This is a genomic window from Streptomyces sp. TP-A0356 (assembly GCF_001417775.1).
Classification (GTDB): domain Bacteria; phylum Actinomycetota; class Actinomycetes; order Streptomycetales; family Streptomycetaceae; genus Streptomyces.
The window spans coordinates 181,797-204,658 of sequence record NZ_BBZJ01000019.1 but is presented as its reverse complement, the minus strand read 5'-3'; the positions used below and the strand labels follow the sequence as shown (position 1 = coordinate 204,658).

Sequence of the window (22,862 nt, the reverse complement as noted above, 5' to 3'; positions counted from 1 at the left end):
TGCCACCTCTCGCATCCGTGCCACCGCGGAAGAGCACTTCGTTTCGCTTTGCCTGATCTGTCTGATCTGAATCAGTAGCGAAGTCCGCCACCGCGACGGGTGCGGTGCTCCCCGCTTTGTGGACGTGCCAAACATCCTTCCCTCATCGAAGGGCGGGAGACCCCTTGTCAGGACGTCCCCATTCCGGGCAGTTCCGACCGCCGTCGGCGCCTTCGTTGCTCGTTGCGAAGGAGCCTGCCATGTCGATGATTCGCGACCTGCGCGCCGTGGTCCGCCCGTCCCGCCCCTCCCTGCGCAAGGACAGCGGCACGTACGACACCACGCGCGACCCCGCGACGCCGTCCGCCGTCGTCGACTGCGCCGTCTACCGCGACGGTGTCCGCGTCGAGAGCCAGAAGGCGCTGTCCCCGCACGAGGCGATGCGGTTGGTGCGGCGCGACGGGGGCTTCGTGTGGATCGGTCTGCACGAGCCGACGGAGGCCGAATTCGCCGATATCGCCAGTGAGTTCGGGCTGCACCCGCTGGCGGTCGAGGACGCGGTGCAGGCACACCAGCGCCCCAAGCTGGAGCGGTACGACGACTCCCTCTTCACCGTCTTCAAGACCATCCACTACGTCGAGCACGACCGGCTGACCGCCAACAGCGAGCTCGTCGAGACCGGAGAGGTCATGTGCTTCACCGGCCGGGACTTCTTCATCACCGTCCGGCACGGCGGGCAGGGCTCGCTCCGGGCGCTGCGGCACCGGCTGCAGGACGACCCCGAGTTGCTCGCCAAGGGGCCCTCGGCCGTGCTGCACGCGATCGCCGACCACGTCGTCGACGGTTACATCGCGGTGGCGGACGCCGTCCAGGACGACATCGACGAGGTGGAGACGGAGGTGTTCTCGCCGGGCCGCAAGGGGACGCCCCGGGGCACGGACGCGGGCCGTATCTACCAACTCAAGCGCGAGGTGCTGGAGTTCAAGCGGGCGGTGGCGCCGCTGCTGCGGCCGATGCTGCTGCTGAGCGAGCGGCCGATGCGGCTGGTCGACCCCGACATCCAGAAGTACTTCCGTGACGTCGCCGACCACCTCGCCCGGGTCCACGAGCAGGTGGTGGGCTTCGACGAACTGCTGAACTCGATCCTCCAGGCGAACCTGGCGCAGGCGTCCGTGGCGCAGAACGAGGACATGCGCAAGATCACGGCGTGGGCGGCGATCATCGCCGTGCCGACGATGGTGTGCGGGGTGTACGGCATGAACTTCTCGTACATGCCCGAGCTGCACTGGAAGTACGGCTACCCGGTGATCATGGGCGTCACGGTGGCCATCTGCCTGGGCATCCACCGCACGCTGAAGCGCAACGGCTGGCTGTGACGGGGTCCCGGTCCTCGCGTCGGACGCCCGCTCCCCGGGCGGACGACGGTGGTCCGACGACAGGACCTAGGCTGGGCGCATGACAAGCGAGCTGCTCGACCGGGCCCTCGTCGAGGAGGCCACGAAGAAGTCCGGGCTGATCTGGGTCCAGGGCGCGCCGTCCCCCGGCACGGACGCCCAGGGCGGGCCCGCGCGTGCGCTGTGGCACGTGTGGCACGAGGGCGCGGCGCACGTGGTGGGCGACGGCCCCGGCGAGCAGCCGCTGACCGGGTTGGTCGACGGCGGGGACGCTGTCGTCACGGTGCGCAGCAAGGACAAGGGCGGCCGGATCGTCACCTGGCCCGCCCGGGTGGTGGAGCTGTCGCCGGCGTCGCCCGAGTGGGAGGGCGCGGTCGCCGAGCTGAAGAGCAAGCGGCTCAACGCCCCGGACGGCGAGGAGATGCCGCAGCGGTGGCGCCGGGAGTGCCGGGTGCTGCGCCTGGAACCGCGGGGTACGACGATGCCGCTGCCGGAGGACTCGCTCGCCGCCCCGCCGGTCCCCACCCCCGCCACCACCCGCCGCCCGATCCCGGCCGCACTGCCCCGGCTGCTACGGCGCAAGCGCCGATAGCCGTCCGGCGGTCGGGCAGCGGGTACGGCCGGATCGGCGGACGGGACGCGCCCGTGGGCACCGCCGCCGGGCACCGCCGCGGTGCCGAGGAGCCCCGGCTCCTGCCGGGCCCGGCTCCTCAAGAGGACGGCAGCTGCTTCCCGTAGTCCACCGTCTCGTTCTGCGGCGGCTCGGCCAGGGCGAAGTCCTTCCCCCAGTCCGACAGGCGGAGCGTCCCCGCGTTGCCGGCGCGGACCAGGCGCAGCGGATACGGGGCTCCCTCCAGGGAGACGTCCAGCGTGCCGCCGGAGCCCTTGTCGCCGGTGATACGGACCGTGCGGACGCCGTTCTGCTCATGGCGGCCGTCCGTCGCCAGCGTGCCGTGCAGCGTGAGGAGGCCGTCGAGCAGCACGTCCTTGTCGGTGAAGCCGCTGAAGCGCTTGTAGGCCGGATCCCCCGTCGGCACCTTCACGTACATCCCGCCGAGCTTGCTCGCCGCCGCCGAGCCCCCACCGCCCCCCTTGCCGTCCTGCCGGTTCCAGAACGCCGCGTCGGCCTTCAGGAACAGGTGTTCGCCCACCCGCAGCAACCGAAACGTACCGTTCTTCGAGGTCACCGATCCGGTGCCGCCGTCGCCCTTCAGCTGCATGTCCAGGGTGTACGTGCCGCCGTTGCCGACGACCGTGCCGGACAGCCGCACCGCCGACGCCGACTTGGCCGCCGTACGCGTCCGGCTCTGGATCTTGTCGGCCGACAGCTTCCCCACACCGTTCGTCCCGGCGTCAGGGTCGCCACTGCTGCACCCCGTCAGCCCGGTCCCCGTCACGACCAGTGCGCACATCGCGCTCACCAGTGCGGCCCTGCGGGTACGGCCCTGGGGAATTGCGGTCACAGGTGGGGCTGCCTCTCGTGCGGGACTCCTCATCGGCGTACGGCAGCGTACCGGTGCCCGGGAGGCTCTCCGGAGCCGGTCCGTCCGCGCTTCTCGCCAGGGCGTGCCGCACCGGGACGGGCTAGCCTGAAGCCCACGCGAGCGGACAAAACGGCTGGAACAGGAGGCGCGCGCATGGCGGCAAGCGCCCCTCGCATCTTCGTCTCGCATCTGTCCGGCGTCGCCGTCTTCGACCCCAACGGCGACCAGGTGGGACGCGTGCGCGACCTGGTGGTCATGCTGCGCGTGGGGCGCCGCCCCCCACGACTGCTCGGCCTCGTGGTCGAACTCGTCACCCGCCGCCGTATCTTCCTGCCCATGACCCGGGTGACCAGCATCGAGTCCGGCCAGGTCATCACCACCGGTGTGCTGAACGTCCGCCGCTTCGAGCAGCGGCCCACCGAGCGGCTCGTCTTCGGTGAGCTGCTCGACCGGCGCGTCAAGCTCGTCGAGACCGGCGAGGAGGTCACCGTCCTGGACCTCTCCGTGCAGCAACTGCCCGCCCGCCGGGACTGGGAGGTGGACCGTGTCCTCGTGCGCAAGGGCAAGGGCGGGGCGTTCCGGCGCAAGGGCGAGACGATGCTCGTCGAGTGGTCCGCCGTCACCGGCTTCTCCCTGGAGGAGCACGGACAGGGCGCGGAGAGCCTGCTGGCCACCTTCGAGCAGCTGCGCGCCGCCGACCTCGCGAACGTCCTGCACCACCTCTCCGCCAAACGCCGTGCGGAGGTCGCCGCCGCCCTCGACGACGACCGGCTCGCCGACGTCCTCGAAGAGCTGCCGGAGGACGACCAGATCGAGATCCTCGGCAAGCTCCAGGAGGAGCGCGCCGCGGACGTCCTGGAGGCGATGGACCCCGACGACGCCGCAGACCTGCTCGCCGAGCTGCCGGAGGACGAGAAGGAGCGGCTGCTGAGCCTGATGCAGCCCTCCGACGCGGCCGACATGCGCCGCCTCATGGCCTACGAGGAGAAGACCGCGGGCGGCCTGATGACCACCGAGCCGATCGTGCTGCGGCCCGACGCCAGCGTCGCCGACGCGCTCGCCCGGGTGCGCAATCCCGACCTGTCCCCCGCGCTCGCCGCCCAGGTGTACGTCTGCCGGCCCCCGGACGAGACACCGACCGGCAAGTACCTGGGGACCGTGCACTTCCAGCGGCTGCTGCGCGACCCGCCGTACACGCTCGTCAGCTCGATCCTCGACGACGATCTGCAGCCCCTGGCCCCGGACGCCCCGCTGCCCGTGGTGGCCGGGTTCTTCGCAACCTACGACATGGTCGCGGCGCCCGTCGTCGACGAGGCCGGCTCGCTGCTGGGCGTGGTGACCGTGGACGACGTACTGGACCACATGCTGCCCGACGACTGGCGCGAGACGGAGTTCCATCTGTACGGCGAGGGGGCCGCCGATGGCGCCTGAGCGCGAGAAGTCCCCCTCCGGCGCGACCGCCGCCACCCGACCCCGCATCCGGCTCGACCAGCCGCTGCCGCGGCGCGCCCGGGTGCTCCCCGAGTGGGATGCGGAGGCCTTCGGACGCATGTCCGAGCGGATCGCGCGCTTCCTCGGCACCGGGCGGTTCATCGTCTGGATGACGGTCGTCATCATGCTGTGGCTGGTGTGGAACGTCGCCGCCCCCCGCCACCTGCGCTTCGACCCGTACCCGTTCATCTTCCTGACCCTGATGCTGTCCCTGCAGGCCTCCTACGCGGCCCCGCTGATCCTGCTGGCGCAGAACCGCCAGGCCGACCGCGACCGGGTCAACCTGGAACAGGACCGTAAGCAGAACGAGCGATCGATCGCGGACACCGAGTACCTGACCCGGGAGGTCGCCGCACTGCGCATGGGACTCGGCGAGGTCGCCACCCGCGACTGGATCCGCTCGGAACTCCAGGACCTCATGAAAGAGGTGGAGGAGCGACGGCGCTCCGAGGGCCCTGTGGTATTCCCGGCGGACCGGTCGCGCGGACGTGATGTAGACGACCGCTGACGGGGCTTTCCGAGGCCCCCGCCGGGCGCCGTACCATCGTGCTTATGGCTACGGAAGACGCGGTGCGCGAGGCACTGGCGACGGTGAACGACCCCGAGATCCAGCGACCCATCACCGAGCTGGGGATGGTCAAATCGGTGGAGATCGGCGCGGACGGCGCGGTCGCGGTCACCGTGTATCTGACGGTCTCCGGCTGTCCCATGCGCGACACGATCACGCAGCGCGTCACGGAGGCGGTCTCCCGCGTCGAGGGCGTCACCCGGGTGGACGTCACGCTCGACGTGATGAGCGACGAGCAGCGCCGCGAGCTGGCGACCGCGCTGCGCGGCGGCCAGGCCGAGCGCGAGGTCCCGTTCGCCAAGCCGGGCTCGCTCACCCGGGTGTACGCGGTGGCCTCCGGCAAGGGCGGCGTCGGCAAGTCCTCGGTGACGGTGAACCTGGCCGCGGCGATGGCGGCCGACGGCCTGAAGGTCGGTGTCGTGGACGCCGACATCTACGGCCACAGCGTGCCCCGCATGCTGGGCGTGGACGGCCGTCCGACCCAGGTCGAGAACATGATCATGCCGCCGCAGGCGAACGGCGTGAAGGTCATCTCGATCGGCATGTTCACTCCGGGCAACGCGCCCGTGGTCTGGCGCGGCCCGATGCTGCACCGCGCGCTCCAGCAGTTCCTCGCGGATGTCTTCTGGGGGGATCTGGACGTGCTGCTGCTCGACCTGCCGCCGGGCACGGGCGACATCGCGATCTCGGTGGCACAGCTGGTCCCGAACGCGGAGATCCTGGTGGTGACCACCCCGCAGCAGGCCGCCGCGGAGGTGGCGGAGCGCGCGGGCGCCATCGCCGTACAGACCCACCAGAAGATCGTGGGCGTGGTCGAGAACATGTCCGGCCTGCCCTGCCCGCACTGCGGCGAGATGGTGGACGTCTTCGGGACGGGCGGCGGCCAACGGGTCGCCGACGGTCTCACCCGTACGACCGGTGCCACGGTCCCGGTCCTCGGCTCCATCCCCATCGACGTCCGCCTGCGCGAGGGCGGCGACGAGGGCAAGCCCGTGGTCCTGACCGACCCGGACTCCGCCGCGGGCTCGGCCCTGCGCTCGATCGCGGGGAAGCTGGGCGGACGGCAGCGGGGCCTTGCGGGCCTGTCCCTGGGAATCACGCCCAAGAACAAGTTCTAGGGGTGGTGGAGCACCTTCCAGAGGCTGATGTCCTACGCCGAGGGGGCACCGTGGTCCACGGTGCCCCCTCGGCCTGTGCGCCACAGGATCAGGCGTACGCCGAGATGTCCTTGATCACGGCGAAGCCGAGCCCGTACGCGCTCATGCCCCTGCCGTACGCCCCCACGTGCACGCCCTCCCGGGTGGACCCGGCGAGTACCCAGCCGAACTCGGACTCGCGGTAGTGGAAGGACGTCGGGACGCCGTCCACGGGCAGGGACAGGGCCGACCAGTCGGGGCCCGTCAGGTCGTCCGCCAGCACCCACGCCGTCTCGGTCTGCTGGTCCAGCCAGTCGTCCCGCAGGCCGTGGTCCAGCTGGCCCGGCCAGGTGAACGACAGCAGCCCCACGCCCGCGAGCCAGGCGGCCGAGGAGACCGATGTGGCCTCCAGCAGACCGGTGCCGTCCGCGCTGTGCCGTACGGGGTTGGCGGCGACGGTGACCACGACCGCGAACCGCTCCTTGTCCTCGGTGGCGTCGTTGCGCACGGAGGGTTCGTCACCGTGTCCGGTCGATCCGTGCTCCACCGTCCCGTCGGCCGCGGTGCCCACCTGCATCAGCCAGCGCGGACCCGTGAACGCCTCGTCGAGGCCGTACCAAGGGAAGGACGCCTTGAGGTAGCCGTCCACCGTGCGCCGGGCGAAGGGGAGCTGCTGCCCGCCCTCCGCGCCCTGCGCCTGCGCGCCCTCCCGACTCGTCGTCTCCATCTGCCCGGACGCCTCCTCGCTCTCGTCGGACCCGAGCGGCCCGCCCCCCACGGGCGTCCTAGCTCCCAATCGGTCCGCACAACAACAGGGCAGCATAGCCACAGCACTCCGAGCAGCAGGGAAACGCCCGGCGCGTACGGCCGCTTGCAGGTCGCAATACGGCCGCGCGCACGCCGATGGGCGTATGGCCCGCGTCACCTCGCCGTCAGGCGTGCTACGCCGCGCGGGCCCGCCGCGGACGGCTCAGGTGGCGTCCGCGTCGAAGGGCGGGCGCTCGTCGGGGTCGAGCTTCTCGGGCTTCTTCGTCATGTCGACGCGACCGGAGGAGGGCGTGGCGGAGGACGAGGACGACGGGGGCTCCGACTCGCGGCCGTGGACCGCGTCCGTGACCTCGGCCATCTCCCTCTTCAGGTCGAATCCGTTGCGGATCTCCTTCAGCCCCAGGTCGTCGTTGTCCAGCTGCTTGCGGATGAACGTCTTGGGGTTGAGGTCCTCGAACTCGAAGTCCTTGAACTCGGGGCCCAGTTCGCTGCGGATGTCCTGCTTGGCGCTCTCCGAGAACTCGCGGATCTTGCGGATGGTGCGCGTGACGTCCTGGATCATCTTCGGGAGCTTGTCCGGACCGAAGATGAGCACAGCGAGGACGACGAGCGTGACCAGCTCGAGCGGTCCTATGTCATTGAACACCTGAAGCTCCTAGCGATGTCCTCGGTCCTCGGCCCCGGTGGTCGATGCGGGTCTTCCGTGGTCCGGGCCGGATCCACGGTACCCGGCGTTCCTGTCCGACGGGTACCGTCCCGGCACCCCCGGCCGCGTGTACGCGGCGGGTTTTCCGGGATGTTTGCCTTGTGGTGCGCGGTTCGGATCCGTCCCCGTGAGGTTGGTGTCAGTTGCCGTTCGCGGCGCCGAGGACGAGGGTGATCCTCCGCTCCCCGCCGTCACGGACGACGGTCAGCTCCAGGCGGTCGCCGGGGCGGTGGGCGCGCGTCCTGACGATCAGCTCTTCGCCCGAGTGGACGTGTACGCCGTCGACCTCGGTGATGACGTCACCCGGCTTGACACCCGCCTTGTCGCCGGGGCCGCCTGGGGTGACCGCCGAGCCGCCGCCGGTGCCCTTGGTGCCGACGCGGGCGCCGTCTCCCGGGTAGCTCATGTCGAGCGTGACGCCGACGACGGGGTGGGTGGCCTTGCCGGTGTTGATCAGCTCCTCGGCGACACGCTTGGCCTGGTTGACGGGGATGGCGAAGCCGAGCCCGATGGAACCCGCCTGGCCGCTTCGGCCCGAGTCGCCGCCGGCCGACCGGATGGCGGAGTTGATCCCGACGACACGGCCCCTGGAGTCCAGGAGGGGGCCGCCGGAGTTGCCGGGGTTGATCGGGGCGTCGGTCTGCAGGGCGTCGACGTACGACACATCGCTTCCGTCGCCCTTCTGGCCGCCGGCCGTGATGGGCCGCTCCTTGGCGCTGACGATCCCGGCGGTGACCGTGCCGGCGAGGTCGAAGGGCGCGCCGATGGCGACGACCGGGTCGCCGACCTGCACGTTGTCGGAGTTGCCGAGGGGCAGGGGCTGGAGGCCCCGGACGCCGCTGACCTTGACCACGGCGAGGTCGTAGCCGGTGTCGCGGCCGACGAGGGTGGCCTTGGCGGTCTCCCCGCCGTTGAAGGTCACCGATATCTCGCCGCCGGATCCGGCGGGCTCGACGACATGGTTGTTGGTGAGGACGTGTCCTTGCCCGTCGAGCACGAACCCGGTGCCGGTGTCCTGGGTGCCGGTGCCCTTGACGTGCAGGGTCACCACGCTGGGCAGCGCGCGGGCGGCGATCCCGGCGACGCTGCCGGGGGCACGTCCCTTGGGCTCCGGTCCCGCCTGGGGCAACTGGACGCCCCCGAGTCCGCCACCGCGCTCCAGCCCGGCGCCGACGACACCGCCGACCCCGCCCGACACGAGCGCGATCAGCACGGCGCCGAGCACGAGCACCTTCCTGGTCCGCCGGCGCCGATGCTCCTGGGTGGCGACGGGCGCGCCGCTCTGCTGGAGGGGGCCGTGGGGTGCCCAGGGGTCGTAGTTCTGCCAGGGGCCGGTGTACGTGGCCTCGGCCGCGTGCACGGCCACCGGGTCGGGCGCGGCGGCCGGATGCGGCGCGGAGGGCGCGGAGGGTTGTCCGGACGGCGCGGGCGGCACACCGGGGGCCGTCGCGTCGGCTCCGGGGGTGCCGGGGGCCAAAGCGCCCTGCGGCAGGGACGCGGGTGGATTCGGTGTGGCCGACGGGACGGACGCCGACGCGGAGGGCCCGTCCTGCGGCAGGGGTGACAACGGGACCGGAGCGCTCTGCGGCACGCCGGAGGACGGCGGGACCGGCCCGGGTGCGCCCGGCGGGACAGGAGCGCCCGGCAGGAGCCCCGGCATGGGCGCCGTGCCGTGCGCGGGCGTCACCGCCGGGTGCTGGACCGGCGGGGCGGGGGCCCAGGGCCCCGGTTCGCCGTAGGGCGGGGTGCCGTAGGGGTCGGGGTCGTGGAGCGGCCTGGGGCGCTCGGCGGGAGCGGGGTGTGCATCGGGGCCCGGCCGAGGAGCCATGTCCTCGGAACGTTCCCGCGCCCCGCCACCGGCGCCTGCGTACTCGACGGGCACGGCATCGGACGCCTCCGACCCCACCTGGTCCAGGGCCCCGCTCTCGGGCCGCGCCGACAGCGGGCGCTCCAGCTCGAAGTCCCCCTCGAGCTCGCTCTCCGACCGCACAGCAGCCGAAGACTCCGGTTCGAAGTCCGCTTCGGGGTCGGTCTCGTCCGGTGCGGGCGTGACGACGGGGCCGCTCAGCTCGTAGTCGCCGTCGGAAGCGACGGGCCCGCTCAGCTCGTAGTCGCCGTCGGCAGCGCCGCTCGACCTCTCACCGTCGGCCGCCGGGTGCTCGGAGCCGGCCGCCTCACCCACCGCCACACTCCCAGGCGCACCTGAACGCCCGGATGCCTCCGGGCTCGCTCCGGTCGCGGCGCCCGCGCCGTCCCGCGCCGCCGGTGTCTCCACCTCGGCCTCCCCCGGAGGGATCGGCTTCCCCTCGTTCATGCTCTCCCCACACCCGGCCCGCGGCACGGCGGCGCCGGCGGTCACCGCTGGATCGTCGATTCCGCGCCCGGGTCGCTTCCGCGGGCGCGGCCATCCCTGGATTCAACCAGGTTCCGCGGTCGGCACGCAGACGCCGGGCTCAGTGGGCGACGCCCGAGGAGGGCGTGGCGGTGGGGGTGGCCGACGAGGTCGGCGCCGGCGCGGCCAGCAACCCGGGGGTCATGATCCCCGGGGCGGCCGGCCAGGAGGCCGGCGTGACCGGTGCGGGGTCGGTGAGGGGACGTATCAGCGGGGACATGGCCGCGGCTCCGGCCACCACGGGAGCGGTCAGGGCACGGATCTCCGAGTCGTCCTGGAAGCCCGGCGCCGGGACTCCGGGCAGCAGGGGGGCCGATGCCTCCGTGGAGGCCACGGCTCCGCCACCCAGCGTGCGCTGCCCCAGCAGCGGCGCGGTGTTGCGGCGACGCTGGGTCTGGGACGCCGTGCCACCGCCCGTACCCGGCGGGCGCGTCGGGGTGACATTGCTACCGGTGCCCGAACCGCCGCGCGCTTCAGGGCCCGTATCGGCCGGGATGCCTGTCGACACCCCGCCGAGCGCGATCGCGGCCAGCGACACGGCACCCGCGGCGGCGAACGCGAACCTCAGCCCGCGTGACGCCGACCGCTCGGCGTCCTGGCGGCCGACGTGATGGATACGGAAGCCACGGTCCCCGGACAGGGCGCGGCCCTCGGAAGCGGACAGCGCCGTGGCGTGCGACCCCGACGGGACGTACCCGAAGGGCTCGCCCCTCACTCCGAAGACGCCGGAGCCCGGGGGCAGCCCGACGGTTCCCTGGAGCCTTCTGCCGAATCCTCCCCCGCCGAGCGGCGTGCCATCGTCGTCCGCGTCGCCTCCCGAGGACAGGCCCTGCAGACGGGCCAGGAAGGTCTCGGAGGGCGGCGGCGGGGCCGCTTCCGCGAAGACGTTCTTCAGTCGGCGCTGTGCGTCGGCCTCGGCCTTGCACTTGGCGCAGGTGGCCAGATGGGCCAGTACGCGCTCGCGCGTCTCATGACCGAGCTCTCCGTCCACCAGGGCGGAGAGACGGTCTCCCAGGTGTTGCTCTGCCGGTGTGGGGCGACGGGATCCACTCACGCGGTCGCGCCCCCTCCCCCCAGCGCGGGCACTCGGGCCACGAAGCGGCGCTCGGCGCGGGCCTCGGGCGAGCGGTGCGCCAGGGCCTTGCGCAACTGCGAGCGGCCGCGGTGGATCCGGGACCGGACCGTGCCGAGCTTGACGCCCAGGGTCGCGGCGATCTCCTCGTACGACAGTCCTTCGATGTCGCAGAGGACCACGGCCGCGCGGAACTCGGGGGCGAGGGTGTCCAGGGCCTGCTGGACGTCCGCGTCGAAGTGCGCGTCGTTGAGGACCTGCTGCGGGGTCGGCTCACGGCTCGCCAGCCGCTCGGCCGCGTCCTCGCCGAGAGCGTCGAAGCGGATGCGCTGCTTGCGGCGGACCATGTCCAGGAAGAGGTTCGTCGTGATGCGGTGCAGCCAGCCCTCGAAGGTGCCGGGCGTGTAGGTCGACAGGGAGCGGAAGACCCGGACGAAGACTTCCTGGGTCAGGTCCTCGGCGTCGTGCTGGTTACCGGTCAGGCGGTACGCCAGGCGGTAGACCCGGCCGCTGTGCGTGCTGACGATCTCCTCCCAGGTGGGCGGAGTCCACGCCTGCGAGTCCGCGTCGGTGGCGAAGGTCGCGGTCTGCGCGGTGTCGGCGGCATGGTGAGTGTCAGCGATGTCGGTCACGGATTTCGGCTCACCCGATGACCTGAGAAAGCGCCGCAGCACTCCTCCCCGATCTGCAGGCGCAGCCGCACCTCCCCTGTCGGCTCTGGTGGTGTCCAGTGGAGCCCCTACCATAGCCACCTCGCCCGTTAGCTCCGGATAAGCGGTTTTACGAGAATTTGATGGGCGCTGAGGCGGCTGCGTCAGCACTTGCTCGGTGTCCAGGTCCATCCCATTCCCCCGTCTTTCCCCCGCTACCCTTCCCACCCTCCTAAACGCCTGGTCCCATCTGCGGGTTCCCGCCGTCAACGGATACAGTCACGCCCAGGCAATCACGGGGACAGGAGAGGGTCATTACCGGCAACCGGCTGACGAGCTGGGCGTTCGCCGACGCCTATGTCGCCGAGGACGACGCCCTGCGCTGGGCCCGCGACCGGGCCCGCGAAGCGGGGCTGCGCTCGGTGTCGCCCGGCGCGGGCGCAGCGCTGCGGTTGCTCGCCGCCACCGTGGACGCGAAGGCGGTGGCGGAGATCGGCACCGGATGCGGCGTCTCCGGGATCCACCTGCTGCACGGCATGCGGCCGGACGGCGTGCTGACCACCGTGGACCCCGAGCCCGAGCACCAGCAGTTCGCCCGTCACGCCTTCCGTGCCTCCGGCTTCGCCAGCAACCGCGCCCGGTTCATCCCCGGCCGGGCTTTGGATGTGCTGCCCCGGCTCGCGGACGCCGGCTACGACCTCGTCTTCTGCGACGGCGATCGGCAGGAGGTCCTCGACTATCTCGCTGAATCGTTGCGTCTGCTGCGTCCCGGAGGGCTCGTCGTCTTCGCGGGCGCCTTCGCCAACGGCCGCACGGTGGACTCCGGACCGCAGCCCACCGAGGTCCTGCGGTTGCGGGAGCTGCTGCGCTCGGTCCGTGAGAGCCCGGACCTGGTGCCCTCCCTGCTCCCGGTGGGCGACGGGCTGCTGTGCGCGGTCAAGCGCTGAGCCTGCGCGCGGCGGGGGCGTGTGGGTGACGCCCGCGGACAGGGAAGGCGCGCGGACACATCAGGACCGTACCTCTGGAAGGCAGCTGCCCCGGCACCTGGAAGACAGCTGCCCCGGCACCGCGTACGATGCCGGGGCAGCTGAAAGCCAGGGTCGCTTGCGTCAGCCGACGACCTTCTTGAGGGCGTCGCCGAGCGCGTCGGCCTCGTCAGGGGTCAACTCGACGACGAGCCGACCGCCGCCTTCGAGCGGAACGCGCATGACGATGCCCCGCCCCTCCTTGGTCACCTCGAGCGGGCCGTCGCCCGTCCGCGGCTTCATGGCCGCCATGCTCGTTCCCCTTCCTGAAACCAGCTCATCGTCAGCCGACGGCCCTTGAAGGGCACGCGGTCCTTCGCGGGACACGCGACACCGGCATCGAACACATTGCTTCCAAGCCATTATCCCGCATCTCAGGACCCGATGACCAACATGAGTCGGCATCGCTTGGGCAACACGCGCGAGCAAAACCACTCAATTCGGCGATGTGACTGTGATACTGCGCCCCCGCACGAACGTCCCCCGAGCGGATGTCGACGGGAATTCTTTGACGCAGGTCACATGTCCGGTCCGTTCCACGGCCGGTGATCTCGGCCATGCTGTCCTTCGTACGCAGCCGTACCGACCGGTACGACGCAGCCGCGACACCGGAGGGGACCACCATGGCCGACACCGTGCTCTACGAGGTGAGCGAAGGGCTTGCGACGATCACGCTGAACCGTCCGGAGGCGATGAACGCGCTGAACGTCGCGACCAAGGTCGCCCTCCGGGACGCGGTCGGGTCCGCCGCCGCCGATGACGCCGTACGGGCGATCCTGCTCACTGCCGCCGGAGAGCGGGCGTTCTGCGTGGGGCAGGACCTCAAGGAGCACATCGGCCTGCTGGCCGCCGACCGGGAGGCGGGCTCGGGGCACACGATGAGCACGGTGCGGGAGCACTACAACCCGATCGTGCGGGCGCTCACGGCCGCGCCCAAGCCGGTCGTGGCCGCGGTGAACGGGGTCGCGGCCGGGGCCGGTCTCGGTTTCGCGCTGGCCGCGGACTACCGGATCGTGGCGGACACCGCGGCCTTCAACACGTCGTTCGCGGGGGTGGCGCTGACCGCGGATTCGGGTGTCTCGTGGACGCTGCCCCGGGTGGTCGGGCCGGGCCGCGCCGCCGACCTGCTGCTCTTCCCGCGGAGCATCGGCGCACAGGAGGCCTTCGAGCTGGGGATCGCGAACCGGGTCGTGCCCGCGGGCGAGCTGCGGGCCGAGGCGCGGAAGGTGGCCGCGGCGCTCGCCGAGGGGCCGACGTTGGCGTACGCGGCGATCAAGGAGGCGGTGGCGTACGGGCTCACGCACTCCCTGGACGAGACCCTGGACAAGGAGGACGAGCTGCAGGCGCGGGCGGGGTCCTCGGAGGATCACGCGATCGCGGTGCAGGCGTTCGTGAACAAGGAGAAGCCCAAGTATCTGGGCCGATGAAGCCCAAGCACCTGGACCGATGAGGCCGGACCGGCCGGACCGGACGGACCGGACGGCCCGGGCCTCATCGGCCGGACAGGCTCTTCCTGGCCGCGCACGCCTCCAGATGGTCGTCCACCAGTCCGCACGCCTGCATCAGCGCGTACGCCGTCGTCGGGCCGACGAAGCGGATGCCGCGCTTCTTGAGGGCCTTGGACAGGGCGGTCGACTCGGCGGTGACCGCCGGGACGTCGGCGAGGGTCCTGGGGACCGGGCGAGACGCACTGTCGGGGGCGTACGACCAGATCAGCTCGTCCAGCTCCCCCGGCGCCCAGTCCGCCAGCACGCGCGCGTTGGCGAGAGTCGCGTCGATCTTGGCGCGGTTGCGGATGATGCCCGGGTCGGCGAGCAGCCGCTCCTGGTCCGCGTCCGTGAAGGCGGCGACCTTGGCGATCCTGAAGTCGGCGAAGGCGGCGCGGAAGCCCTCGCGGCGACGCAGGATCGTGATCCACGACAGGCCCGACTGGAAGGCCTCCAGGGACAGCCGCTCGTACAGCGCGTCATCCCCGTGGACCGGGCGGCCCCACTCCTCGTCGTGGTACGCCACGTAGTCCTCGGTGGACAGCGCCCAGGGGCAGCGCAGCACTCCGTCGGACCCCGCCACGGCGGCGCCGCTCACCGGTGGTCCCCCTCGGTCCGCTCGTCCGACACGGCGCGGGCCGCGCGGGCGCCGGCCAGGGCGGCCTCCAGGTCGGCGATGCGGGAGTCCCGCTCGGCGATCTCGGCGCCGAGACGGCCGAGTGCGTCGTCCACCTCCGCCATGCGATAGCCCCGGACGGCGAGCGGGAAGCGCAGGGCCTCCACGTCCGCGCGGCCGACCGGACGGTCCGGCGGCAGCGGGTCGTCGAGCCGCTCGGGGGGCGCGTCCTGGAGGGGAGCGCTCTCGCCGCCGCCCACCACGGCCAGTGTGACCGCGGCGACCACGACGGCGAGCGCGACGACCAGGAACAAGAACATGAACATCACTGAGGTCCCCACGCTCGGTGCCGACGCCGTGAGCGCCGACGCGGAAGTGCCGATGTCGAATGTGTCTGGGTCCGATCGTGCCATGCGGCACCGACAATGAAGGTCGCAGGCGGCCACGGGACAGGACGTACGGCGAGAGGTCACAGCGGATGCTCAGGTTGGGCAGGCGTGAATTCGGCGCGCACGAGCCGGTGATCATGGCGATCGTGAACCGGACACCGGACTCCTTCTACGACCAGGGGGCCACGTTCCGCGACGAACCGGCCCTCGCGCGCGTGGAGCAGGCGGTGGCCGAGGGCGCCGCCATCATCGACATCGGCGGGGTGAAGGCCGGGCCGGGGGAAGAGGTCACGGCCGAGGAGGAGGCGCGGCGGACGGTCGGCTTCGTCGCCGAGGTGCGGCGTCGCTTCCCCGATGTGGTCATCAGTGTGGACACCTGGCGGCACGAGGTCGGCGATGCGGTGTGCGAGGCGGGCGCGGATCTGCTCAACGACGCGTGGGGCGGGGTCGATCCATCGCTCGCGGAGGTCGCCGCGCGGTACGGGGTGGGGCTGGTGTGCACGCACGCGGGGGGATCGCGGCCGCGGACCCGGCCGCACCGGGTGACGTACGACGACGTGATGGCCGACATCCTGCGGGTGACCCTGGGACTGGCCGAACGGGCGGTGGCGCTGGGGGTCCCGAGGGAGTCGGTGCTGATCGATCCGGGCCATGACTTCGGCAAGAACACGCGGCACAGCCTGGAGGCGACGCGGCGGCTGGACGAGATGGTCGCCACGGGCTGGCCGGTGCTGGTGTCGCTGTCCAACAAGGACTTCGTGGGCGAGACGCTGGACAGGCCGGTGAAGGGACGGGTGCTGGGGACGCTGGCGACGACCGCGGTGTCCGCCTGGCTGGGGGCGCAGGTGTACCGGGTGCACGAGGTGGCCGAGACCCGGCAGGTGCTGGACATGGTCGCGACGATCGCCGGCCACCGGCCACCGGCGGTGGCCCGCCGGGGGCTCGCCTAGCCCTAGCGTCCCGCCTCCTTGGAGACCAGCGCCACCGCCTCGTCGACGTCGTCCGTCATGTGGAACAGGAGCAGATCCTTCTCCGAGGCCTTGCCCTGGGCCACCAGGGTGCTCTTGAGCCAGTCCACCAGGCCGCCCCAGTACGAGGTGCCGTACAGGACGATCGGGAAGCGGGTCACCTTCTGGGTCTGGACCAGGGTCAGGGCCTCGAAGAACTCGTCCAGCGTGCCCAGGCCGCCCGGCAGCACCACGAAACCCTGCGCGTACTTCACGAACATCATCTTGCGGACGAAGAAGTACCGGAAGTTCAGGCCGATGTCGACATAGGGGTTCAGCCCCTGCTCGAAGGGCAGCTCGATACCGAGCCCGACCGAGATCCCCTTCGCCTCGCAGGCACCCTTGTTCGCCGCCTCCATCGCGCCCGGGCCACCGCCGGTGATCACCGCCCAGCCCGCCTCCACCAGGCCGCGGCCCAGCCGCACTCCCGCCTCGTACTCGGGCGAGTCCACCGGCGTCCGCGCCGAACCGAACACACTGATCGCGGGCGGCAGTTCCGCCAGTGTGCCGAAGCCCTCGACGAATTCCGACTGGATGCGCAGGACCCGCCACGGATCCGTGTGCACCCAGTCCGTGGGGGCGCGCTCGTCCAGCAGCCGTTGGTCGGTGGTGCTCTTCATCACCTGGCCCCGCCTGCGCAGCACCGGGCCGAGCCGCTGCTCCTCCGGTGGCACCTTCTTGCCCTCGGGATTGCCGGTAGGCATGTGCACTCCCTCCGCATCGAGGCCTCCCCTGCTCGTGTGCTCATGGGGAGAAGCCGAGAGCCGGGGAAGGTCGTTCCACCCCAGCGTAGATCCAAGCGGGTTACGGACGGGGGACCTGCGCATGTCCTCCCATGGACCGCGGTCCCCACGGGCCCGCGGCAGCTCAGGACGTCAGCCAGGCCCTCAGGCGCTCTTCCCCGGCGAGGATGTTCGCGGTCTCCACACGCTCGTCCCGCTTGTGCGCCAAGTGGGGGTCGCCGGGGCCGTAGTTGACGGCCGGGACTCCGAGCGCGCTGAAGCGGGAGACGTCCGTCCAGCCGTACTTGGGCCGCGGAGTGCCGCCGACCGCCTCGATGAACGCCGCCGCGGCCGGGTGCGAGAGGCCGGGCAGCGCACCGCCGCCGTGGTCCACCACCAGGAACTCCTCCACCCCGCAGCCGGCGAACACCTCGCGGACATGCTCGACGGCCTCCTCCTCGGTGCGGTCGGGCGCGTAACGGAAGTTGACCGTGACCACACACTCGTCGGGGATCACGTTCCCGGCAACCCCGCCCGAGATGCCGACCGCGTTCAGGCCCTCGCGGTACTCCAGGCCGTCGATCACCGGGTAGCGCGGTTCGTACGCGGCCAGACGGGCCAGAATCGGGGTGGCCGCGTGGATCGCGTTGGACCCCATCCAGCCGCGCGCGGAGTGGGCGCGCTCGCCCCTGGTCTTCAGCAGGACCCGCAGCGTGCCCTGGCACCCGCCCTCGACCTGGCCGTCGGAGGGCTCCAGCAGCACCGCGAAATCGCCCTCCAGCCAATCGGGATGGGCCTCGGCCACATGCTTCAGACCGTTCAGGTGTGCGTCGACCTCTTCGTTGTCGTAGAAGACGAACGTGAGGTCGCGATTGGGCTTCGGGACCGTCGCGGCGATGCGGAGCTGGACCGCGACGCCCGACTTCATGTCGCAGGTGCCGCAGCCCCACAGCACTCCGTCCTCGTCCAGCCGCGAGGGGACGTTGTCCGCGATGGGGACGGTGTCGATGTGCCCGGCCAGGATCACGCGCTCGGCGCGGCCCAGCTCGGTCCGGGCCACGATGTTGTTGCCGTACCGGTCGACCCGCAGGTGCGGCAGGGCGCGCAGCGCGCTTTCGATCGCGTCCGCGAGGGGCTTCTCGCCACCGCTCTCGGAGGGGAAGTCGACGAGCTGCGCGGTCAGCCGCGCGGCGTCCAGCGTGAGGTCAAGCGGGGTATCGGCCATGATGTCGACCCTAACGCGCCCGACACCGTATGCCCTCCCCACGAGTTGTCCACAGCCCCGGGCGGCACCTCCAGGCGCCTCCAGTACCTTGTACGCGTGCCAGAGCCGTCCCCCAACCCCAAGCGCCGTCGCCGCCTCCTCCGTTTCGGGGCGGCCTTCGTGGTCCTGCTCGCCGTCGCGGGCTATCTCGCCGTCCAGTACCTCACCGGCTCGGCCGCGCCGAGATGCCGCGTCGTCTCGGGCAAGGGCGACGGAGCCTCGTACGAGTTCACTCCGGAGCAGGCGGCCAACGCCGCGACGATCTCCGCCGTGGGCACCACCCGCGGCATGCCCGAGCGCGCGGTGACCATCGCGCTCGCGACCGCGCTCCAGGAGTCGGGTCTGCGCAACATCGAGCACGGCGACCGGGACTCGCTCGGCCTCTTCCAGCAGCGCCCGTCGCAGGGCTGGGGCACCAGCCGGCAGATCATGGACCCGACGTACGCGGCGGGGGTGTTCTACGAGCACCTGGCCAAGGTGCCCGACTACACCCAGCTGCCGCTGACGGTCGCGGCGCAGCAGGTGCAGCGCAGCGGCTATCCGGAGGCGTACGCCAAGCACGAGCCCGACGCGGGGCTGCTCGCCGCCGCGCTCACCGGGCGGACGGCGGCCACACTGACCTGCCAGGGGCGCCCTGCCCAGACCGGCACCGGCGGCCCGGACGCCGTACGGGCCGCGCTGGTGCGGGACTTCGGGCGTGACGTGCTGCAGGCGGCCGGCGCGGAGGTGGGCACCCGGCGGCCGTCACCATCCTCCACGGCCACGGCCACGAGCACGGCGGCACCGGCCGCCGACGCGGTCACGATCCCGGTGCCCCGCAAGGCCGCCGCCGCGGGCTCCGTCAGCCGGCGTGGCTGGGAGCTGGCGCACTGGGCGGTGGCCAACTCCTCGGCGCTGCACATCGCGCGGGTCTCCTTCGCGGGCCACGAGTGGTCACGCGGAGGTTTCGCGAACGAGTGGCGCACGACCGGTGGCTCCGACGGGAAGGCGTCGACCGCCGAAGTCCGCATCGTCACCGGGGAATAGCCCGGGCACCAGTGCGGGCCCTCACCCTCCGGGGTAATGCGCGGCGCGCCTCGTCGACGGGGCGCGCACGCTTTCGGGCGGCCACCCTCGCAGTCGGCCAATCCCTTGTGAGCAAAGGGCTGTAAGGATTCAGCAGGCCTTCCGGCCGGACGCTGTTTGCCCGATTTCATCCCCAGCAGATAATGCGACGCATTGCCAACTCTTTACGTTGGGCCACCGCAACCTTCGCGGACTTCGAGCGGTAGTCACTGCGTCCGAGCCCGGAACGATCACCAGCCGCACCGGCCGACAGCCAGTCGGACGCGAGCGGCCGGTCGCTCACCGAGCGGCCGAACTCACGGGCACGGTCGGAAACTTCACCGTTCTCTCCCGTCTAAGGAGCATCATGTCCCTCCCCCTGACCCGCCGGATCGCCCGTGCAGCGCTGCTGATCGCAGCGGGAGCGGCGCCCGTGGTCGGTGCGGCCGGCTCCGCCAGCGCGGCGACGGCCGACCTGCCGGCCACCCCGAACCTCGGCGGGCTGACCGCCCTGGACGCCGCGCCGGTCGGCACCACGGTCGACGGCGCGGCCCAGAAGGTCGACGGTGCGGCCCAGAAGGTGACCGGGGTCGCGGGTGACACCGGCGGCCAGGCGGTCAAGGTCGGCAGCGCGGCGGCCAAGAAGGCGGCACCGGCCGCCGGCAAGGTCGGCGGCAAGGTCGTCGGGACGGCGACGCCCGTCGCGCAGAAGGCGGCCGGCGACGCGGCCGGGCAGGCCGGCGGTCTGATCGGTGAGACCGCGAAGACGGGGCTGCCGGGGCAGCCGCTGCCGGCGAACGGCCTGCCGCTGGGTGGCTGAGCCTCCGGGCGCGCACGGCGGAGGGGTCCAGGGAGTTTCCCGGACCCCTCCGTTCGCGTACGGCGGCGGCACGAGCTCACCGTGCGTTCACGAGAGCCGCTCCACCGCCGCCCGCACCCGCTCGTCCGTCGCCGTCAGCGCCACTCGTACGAACTTCTCGCCCGCCGGGCCGTAGAAGTCGCCCGGGGCGACCAGGATGCCCAGGGCTGCCAGGTGGGACACCGTCTCCCAGCAGGACTCGCCGCGGGTCGCCCACAGGTACAGGCTCGCCTCACTGTGCTCGATGCGGAAGCCGTGCCGCAGGAGGGCGTCGCGCAGGAGCGTGCGCCGGGCCGCATAGCGTTCGCGCTGCTCGCGCACGTGCGTGTCGTCGCCCAGCGCGGCCACCACGGCGGCCTGCGTCGGCGCCGACGTCATCATGCCGCCGTGCTTGCGGATCTCCAGGAGGGGGCCCAGGACCGCCGGGTCGCCCGCGAGGAACGCCGCCCGGTAGCCCGCCAGGTTCGACCGCTTGGACAGCGAGTGGACCGCGATGACACCCTCGTACGAGCCCCCGCACACGTCCGGGTGCAGGACCGAGACGGGGTCGGCCTCCCAGCCCAGTTCCAGGTAGCACTCGTCGGAGACGACCAGGACGCCGTGCTCCCGCGCCCAGGACACGATCCGGGTCAGCTCCTCCTTGCCCAGCACCTCGCCCGTCGGGTTCGACGGGGAGTTGAGCCACAGGAGCTTCAGGTTCGCGGGGTCCAGCTCGGTCGGGTCGTCGTAGACCTCGTGGTCCGCGCGGGCCAGGCGCGCGCCGACCTCGTAGGTCGGGTACGCCAGGCGGGGGTGGGCGACCGTGTCTCCGGGGCCGAGGCCCAGCTGGGTCGGGAGCCAGGCGACGAGCTCCTTCGAGCCCACGACCGGCAGGACGTGCCGATGGGTCACGCCCCGGGCGCCGAGGCGGCGCTCCACCCAGCCCGTGATCGCGTCCCGCAGCTCGGGCGTGCCCCAGACGGTCGGATAGCCCGGGGAGTCCGCCGCCGCGACGAGCGCCTTCTGGATCAGGTCGGGGACCGGGTCGACGGGGGTGCCGACGGACAGGTCGACGATCCCGCCCGGGTGCGCGGCAGCCGTCTTCTTGTACGGCTCCAGCTTGTCCCACGGGAAGGTCGGAAGGCGGTCGGAGACTGCGGACACGGGATCGGACTCACTCTCTGGGTCGACGGGCGCCCCCTACGAGCGTACGGACGCCAAACACCTCTAACACCTCGGTCCCGTACGGTGCGGCGGGCACCGTACGGGACCGAGGCGGTACCGGCTCATGCGGCCTCCGGGGCCGAGCCGCTTACTGGTTCATCGGGGGCAGCGCCGCGATGAAGGGGTGGTCGCGCTCGATCAGCCCCAGCTTGCTGGCGCCACCGGGCGAGCCGAGCTCGTCGAAGAACTCGACGTTCGCCTTGTAGTAGTCCTTCCACTCCTCGGGAGTGTCATCCTCGTAGAAGATGGCCTCGACCGGGCATACCGGCTCACAGGCTCCACAGTCGACGCATTCGTCCGGGTGGATGTACAAGGACCGCTGGCCCTCGTAGATGCAGTCGACCGGGCACTCCTCGATGCACGCCTTGTCCTTGACGTCGACACAAGGCTCTGCGATGACGTAGGTCACGCTGTCGTTCCTCCTCGGTAGGGCGCTGGCGGGCCTCCTCAGGCTCCGCCGCCTGGCGCGCGGGAGCGCGGCGTCGTCGATGCCCGCATCTAGTATCTCCGTTCCTGGGCATGATCCGAACAGGAGGGGTGAACCGACCTGTGGAAATCTCTGCGGGCGGACGGCTGGAGGTCCGTATCACTGCCGCTGACGTGGGCAAACGCGTTTCCGTACGGCGGCTGAGCGAACATGCCGCCGAGGGTGAGAAGTTCACCGACACGGTCGGAGTTCTCACATCATGGGACAACGGTGTGCTGCTGATCACGCGGCGGAGCGGGGAGAGCGTCCGGATCGCGGAATCCTCGCTGGTCGCGGGCAAGGTCGTGCCTGCCGCCCCGGCCCGTCGGAGGGGTCCCGCGGCCTCGTACGAGGAGCTGGCGCGGATCTCCGCCAGGGCCTGGCAGCCGGTGGAACGGGAGCCGCTCGGCGAGTGGGAGCTGCGCGCTGCCGCCGGATTCACGCGCCGGGCCAATTCGGTGCTGCCGCTCGGCGACCCGGGCCTGCCGCTCGACGAGGCGCTGACCGTCGCACGGCGCTGGTACGCCGACCGCGGCCTGCCCGCGTACATCCAGCTCGCGACCGGTGCCGAGGGCACACAGGAGCTGCTGTGCGCGGAGCTGGAGGCCCGCGGCTGGACACGCGAGGTGACCGCCGAGCTGTGGACCGGCGCGCTGGCGCCGGTGGCGGACCGCGAGGCGCCCGCGGTCGTGCTCTCGCGCGCGGCCGACGAGGCGTGGCTCGCCCGCTACCGGCGCAAGGGGCTGAGCGAGGTGGCCCTGCGGGTGCTGGGCAGCGGGCCTTCGGTGTGGTTCGCCACGGTGCCGGGCATGGAGGGTGCCCCTCCGGCGGCGATCGGGCGGTGTGTGGTGGACGGCCGATGGGCCGGTTTCGCGGCGGTCGAGGTCGACCCGGAGCAGCGTCGGCGGGGGCTGGCCACCACTGTGGTGGCGGCACTGGCGCGGCAGGCCCTCGAGGAGGGCGCCTCTGCGGCCTGGCTCCAGGTGGAGACGGACAATGCCCCGGCACGGGGCCTGTATGCGGGGCTCGGGTTCGGGGCGCATCATGCATATCACCACTACCGGGAGCCGGAGGGCTTTCGAGGCCCGGAGGCGGGCGGCCCGGCGGCCGCGGGGCCCGGCCCGGTGGTGTGAGAGGTTT

The 22,862-nt window shown here is 72.0% G+C and carries 24 protein-coding genes; 11 read left to right on the top strand and 13 right to left on the bottom strand.

Features of this window, described 5'->3' with window-relative positions:
• The first annotated feature begins 239 nt into the window (after positions 1-239).
• Positions 240-1,355 (top strand): magnesium and cobalt transport protein CorA, encoded by a 1,116-nt coding sequence (locus ASC56_RS17815; protein WP_055492417.1) that lies wholly within the window; start codon positions 240-242, stop codon positions 1,353-1,355.
• A 79-nt stretch (positions 1,356-1,434) separates the two neighbouring features.
• A complete protein-coding gene (locus ASC56_RS17810) occupies positions 1,435-1,965 on the top strand; it encodes a hypothetical protein (protein WP_055492416.1) in 531 nt (176 codons plus the stop codon).
• A gap of 118 nt (positions 1,966-2,083) precedes the next feature.
• On the opposite strand, the gene ASC56_RS17805 is transcribed toward ASC56_RS17810, so the two are convergent.
• Positions 2,084-2,836: a hypothetical protein gene (locus ASC56_RS17805; protein ID WP_055492415.1), complete on the bottom strand. Its 753-nt coding sequence runs from the start codon at positions 2,834-2,836 to the stop codon at positions 2,084-2,086.
• Between the two features lie 174 nt (positions 2,837-3,010).
• Between ASC56_RS17805 and ASC56_RS17800 the strand changes: the two genes are divergently transcribed.
• Genes ASC56_RS17800 through ASC56_RS17790 form a run of 3 tightly spaced genes read left to right on the top strand, consistent with a single transcriptional unit; the run spans position 3,011 to position 6,034 of the window.
• Positions 3,011-4,288 (top strand): magnesium transporter MgtE N-terminal domain-containing protein, encoded by a 1,278-nt coding sequence (locus tag ASC56_RS17800; protein ID WP_055492414.1) that lies wholly within the window; start codon positions 3,011-3,013, stop codon positions 4,286-4,288.
• Positions 4,278-4,856, top strand: coding sequence for a DUF1003 domain-containing protein (locus tag ASC56_RS17795; protein ID WP_055492413.1), 579 nt, complete (start codon positions 4,278-4,280; stop codon positions 4,854-4,856). Before ASC56_RS17800 ends, ASC56_RS17795 begins: the two co-directional genes overlap by 11 nt.
• Positions 4,857-4,900: 44 nt before the next feature.
• Positions 4,901-6,034 (top strand): Mrp/NBP35 family ATP-binding protein, encoded by a 1,134-nt coding sequence (locus ASC56_RS17790; RefSeq protein ID WP_055492412.1) that lies wholly within the window; start codon positions 4,901-4,903, stop codon positions 6,032-6,034.
• 88 nt (positions 6,035-6,122) lie between these two features.
• Here ASC56_RS17790 and ASC56_RS17785 read toward each other — a convergent pair whose 3' ends face one another.
• The 5 genes from ASC56_RS17785 to sigE all read right to left on the bottom strand — a co-directional run bounded on the left by ASC56_RS17785 (position 6,123) and on the right by sigE (position 11,664).
• Positions 6,123-6,779, bottom strand: a complete 657-nt coding sequence (locus ASC56_RS17785; protein ID WP_234376987.1) for a hypothetical protein — start codon at positions 6,777-6,779, stop codon at positions 6,123-6,125.
• A 243-nt stretch (positions 6,780-7,022) separates the two neighbouring features.
• Positions 7,023-7,466, bottom strand: coding sequence for a sec-independent translocase (locus ASC56_RS17780; RefSeq protein WP_055492410.1), 444 nt, complete (start codon positions 7,464-7,466; stop codon positions 7,023-7,025).
• Between the two features lie 199 nt (positions 7,467-7,665).
• The gene (locus ASC56_RS17775; protein WP_079102595.1) at positions 7,666-9,840 is read right to left on the bottom strand and encodes a trypsin-like peptidase domain-containing protein; all 2,175 of its coding nucleotides are present in this window, start codon (positions 9,838-9,840) and stop codon (positions 7,666-7,668) included.
• Positions 9,841-9,979: 139 nt separating this feature from the next.
• Positions 9,980-10,972: an anti-sigma factor gene (locus tag ASC56_RS17770; protein WP_079102577.1), complete on the bottom strand. Its 993-nt coding sequence runs from the start codon at positions 10,970-10,972 to the stop codon at positions 9,980-9,982.
• Positions 10,969-11,664, bottom strand: a complete 696-nt coding sequence (sigE, locus tag ASC56_RS17765; RefSeq protein WP_079102576.1) for an RNA polymerase sigma factor SigE — start codon at positions 11,662-11,664, stop codon at positions 10,969-10,971. Before sigE ends, ASC56_RS17770 begins: the two co-directional genes overlap by 4 nt.
• Before the next feature lie 224 nt (positions 11,665-11,888).
• On the opposite strand from sigE, the gene ASC56_RS17760 reads away from it, so the two are divergent.
• Positions 11,889-12,587: an O-methyltransferase gene (locus ASC56_RS17760; RefSeq protein WP_305793669.1), complete on the top strand. Its 699-nt coding sequence runs from the start codon at positions 11,889-11,891 to the stop codon at positions 12,585-12,587.
• 162 nt (positions 12,588-12,749) lie between these two features.
• Here the strand turns inward: ASC56_RS17760 and ASC56_RS38125 are convergent, their stop codons facing one another.
• Positions 12,750-12,917, bottom strand: a complete 168-nt coding sequence (locus tag ASC56_RS38125; protein WP_003966491.1) for a DUF3117 domain-containing protein — start codon at positions 12,915-12,917, stop codon at positions 12,750-12,752.
• A 371-nt stretch (positions 12,918-13,288) separates the two neighbouring features.
• Between ASC56_RS38125 and ASC56_RS17755 the strand changes: the two genes are divergently transcribed.
• The gene (locus ASC56_RS17755) at positions 13,289-14,092 is read left to right on the top strand and encodes an enoyl-CoA hydratase/isomerase family protein (protein ID WP_055492567.1); all 804 of its coding nucleotides are present in this window, start codon (positions 13,289-13,291) and stop codon (positions 14,090-14,092) included.
• A gap of 64 nt (positions 14,093-14,156) precedes the next feature.
• On the opposite strand, the gene ASC56_RS17750 is transcribed toward ASC56_RS17755, so the two are convergent.
• Both ASC56_RS17750 and ASC56_RS17745 read right to left on the bottom strand, forming a co-directional pair.
• Positions 14,157-14,750, bottom strand: a complete 594-nt coding sequence (locus ASC56_RS17750) for a DNA-3-methyladenine glycosylase I (RefSeq protein WP_055492406.1) — start codon at positions 14,748-14,750, stop codon at positions 14,157-14,159.
• On the bottom strand, positions 14,747-15,094 hold the full coding sequence (locus tag ASC56_RS17745) for a DivIVA domain-containing protein (RefSeq protein ID WP_055492405.1): 348 nt from the start codon (positions 15,092-15,094) through the stop codon (positions 14,747-14,749). Before ASC56_RS17745 ends, ASC56_RS17750 begins: the two co-directional genes overlap by 4 nt.
• Positions 15,095-15,246: 152 nt before the next feature.
• Here ASC56_RS17745 and folP point away from each other — a divergent pair, with 152 nt between their 5' ends.
• On the top strand, positions 15,247-16,107 hold the full coding sequence (gene folP / locus ASC56_RS17740; RefSeq protein ID WP_055492404.1) for a dihydropteroate synthase: 861 nt from the start codon (positions 15,247-15,249) through the stop codon (positions 16,105-16,107).
• A 2-nt stretch (positions 16,108-16,109) separates the two neighbouring features.
• Here the strand turns inward: folP and ASC56_RS17735 are convergent, their stop codons facing one another.
• Positions 16,110-16,868 (bottom strand): TIGR00730 family Rossman fold protein, encoded by a 759-nt coding sequence (locus ASC56_RS17735; protein WP_055492403.1) that lies wholly within the window; start codon positions 16,866-16,868, stop codon positions 16,110-16,112.
• Between the two features lie 163 nt (positions 16,869-17,031).
• On the bottom strand, positions 17,032-18,111 hold the full coding sequence (gene dapE / locus ASC56_RS17730; RefSeq protein WP_055492402.1) for a succinyl-diaminopimelate desuccinylase: 1,080 nt from the start codon (positions 18,109-18,111) through the stop codon (positions 17,032-17,034).
• Positions 18,112-18,207: 96 nt separating this feature from the next.
• Between dapE and ASC56_RS17725 the strand changes: the two genes are divergently transcribed.
• Both ASC56_RS17725 and ASC56_RS17720 read left to right on the top strand, forming a co-directional pair.
• Positions 18,208-19,176, top strand: coding sequence for a hypothetical protein (locus tag ASC56_RS17725; protein ID WP_055492401.1), 969 nt, complete (start codon positions 18,208-18,210; stop codon positions 19,174-19,176).
• 385 nt (positions 19,177-19,561) lie between these two features.
• Positions 19,562-20,014, top strand: a complete 453-nt coding sequence (locus ASC56_RS17720) for a hypothetical protein (RefSeq protein WP_055492400.1) — start codon at positions 19,562-19,564, stop codon at positions 20,012-20,014.
• Between the two features lie 87 nt (positions 20,015-20,101).
• On the opposite strand, the gene ASC56_RS17715 is transcribed toward ASC56_RS17720, so the two are convergent.
• Entirely contained in the window at positions 20,102-21,196 is a 1,095-nt protein-coding gene (locus ASC56_RS17715) for a bifunctional succinyldiaminopimelate transaminase/glutamate-prephenate aminotransferase (protein ID WP_055492399.1), read from the bottom strand.
• A gap of 148 nt (positions 21,197-21,344) precedes the next feature.
• A complete protein-coding gene (gene fdxA, locus ASC56_RS17710; protein ID WP_043443616.1) occupies positions 21,345-21,665 on the bottom strand; it encodes a ferredoxin in 321 nt (106 codons plus the stop codon).
• A gap of 140 nt (positions 21,666-21,805) precedes the next feature.
• Here fdxA and ASC56_RS17705 point away from each other — a divergent pair, with 140 nt between their 5' ends.
• On the top strand, positions 21,806-22,855 hold the full coding sequence (locus ASC56_RS17705) for a GNAT family N-acetyltransferase (protein ID WP_055492398.1): 1,050 nt from the start codon (positions 21,806-21,808) through the stop codon (positions 22,853-22,855).
• The last annotated feature ends 7 nt before the right edge of the window (positions 22,856-22,862 follow it).

Coding starts and splice junctions, on each gene's coding strand:
- ASC56_RS17745 (WP_055492405.1), bottom strand. CDS start 15,094: ATGTTCATGTTCTTGTTCCTGGTCGTCGCGCTCGCCGTCGTGGTCGCC.
- folP (WP_055492404.1), top strand. CDS start 15,247: ATGCTCAGGTTGGGCAGGCGTGAATTCGGCGCGCACGAGCCGGTGATC.
- ASC56_RS17800 (WP_055492414.1), top strand. CDS start 3,011: ATGGCGGCAAGCGCCCCTCGCATCTTCGTCTCGCATCTGTCCGGCGTC.
- ASC56_RS17795 (WP_055492413.1), top strand. CDS start 4,278: ATGGCGCCTGAGCGCGAGAAGTCCCCCTCCGGCGCGACCGCCGCCACC.
- ASC56_RS17810 (WP_055492416.1), top strand. CDS start 1,435: ATGACAAGCGAGCTGCTCGACCGGGCCCTCGTCGAGGAGGCCACGAAG.
- ASC56_RS17720 (WP_055492400.1), top strand. CDS start 19,562: ATGTCCCTCCCCCTGACCCGCCGGATCGCCCGTGCAGCGCTGCTGATC.
- ASC56_RS17775 (WP_079102595.1), bottom strand. CDS start 9,840: ATGAACGAGGGGAAGCCGATCCCTCCGGGGGAGGCCGAGGTGGAGACA.
- dapE (WP_055492402.1), bottom strand. CDS start 18,111: ATGGCCGATACCCCGCTTGACCTCACGCTGGACGCCGCGCGGCTGACC.
- ASC56_RS17815 (WP_055492417.1), top strand. CDS start 240: ATGTCGATGATTCGCGACCTGCGCGCCGTGGTCCGCCCGTCCCGCCCC.
- ASC56_RS17790 (WP_055492412.1), top strand. CDS start 4,901: ATGGCTACGGAAGACGCGGTGCGCGAGGCACTGGCGACGGTGAACGAC.
- ASC56_RS17735 (WP_055492403.1), bottom strand. CDS start 16,868: ATGCCTACCGGCAATCCCGAGGGCAAGAAGGTGCCACCGGAGGAGCAG.
- ASC56_RS17785 (WP_234376987.1), bottom strand. CDS start 6,779: ATGGAGACGACGAGTCGGGAGGGCGCGCAGGCGCAGGGCGCGGAGGGC.
- ASC56_RS38125 (WP_003966491.1), bottom strand. CDS start 12,917: ATGGCGGCCATGAAGCCGCGGACGGGCGACGGCCCGCTCGAGGTGACC.
- ASC56_RS17755 (WP_055492567.1), top strand. CDS start 13,289: ATGGCCGACACCGTGCTCTACGAGGTGAGCGAAGGGCTTGCGACGATC.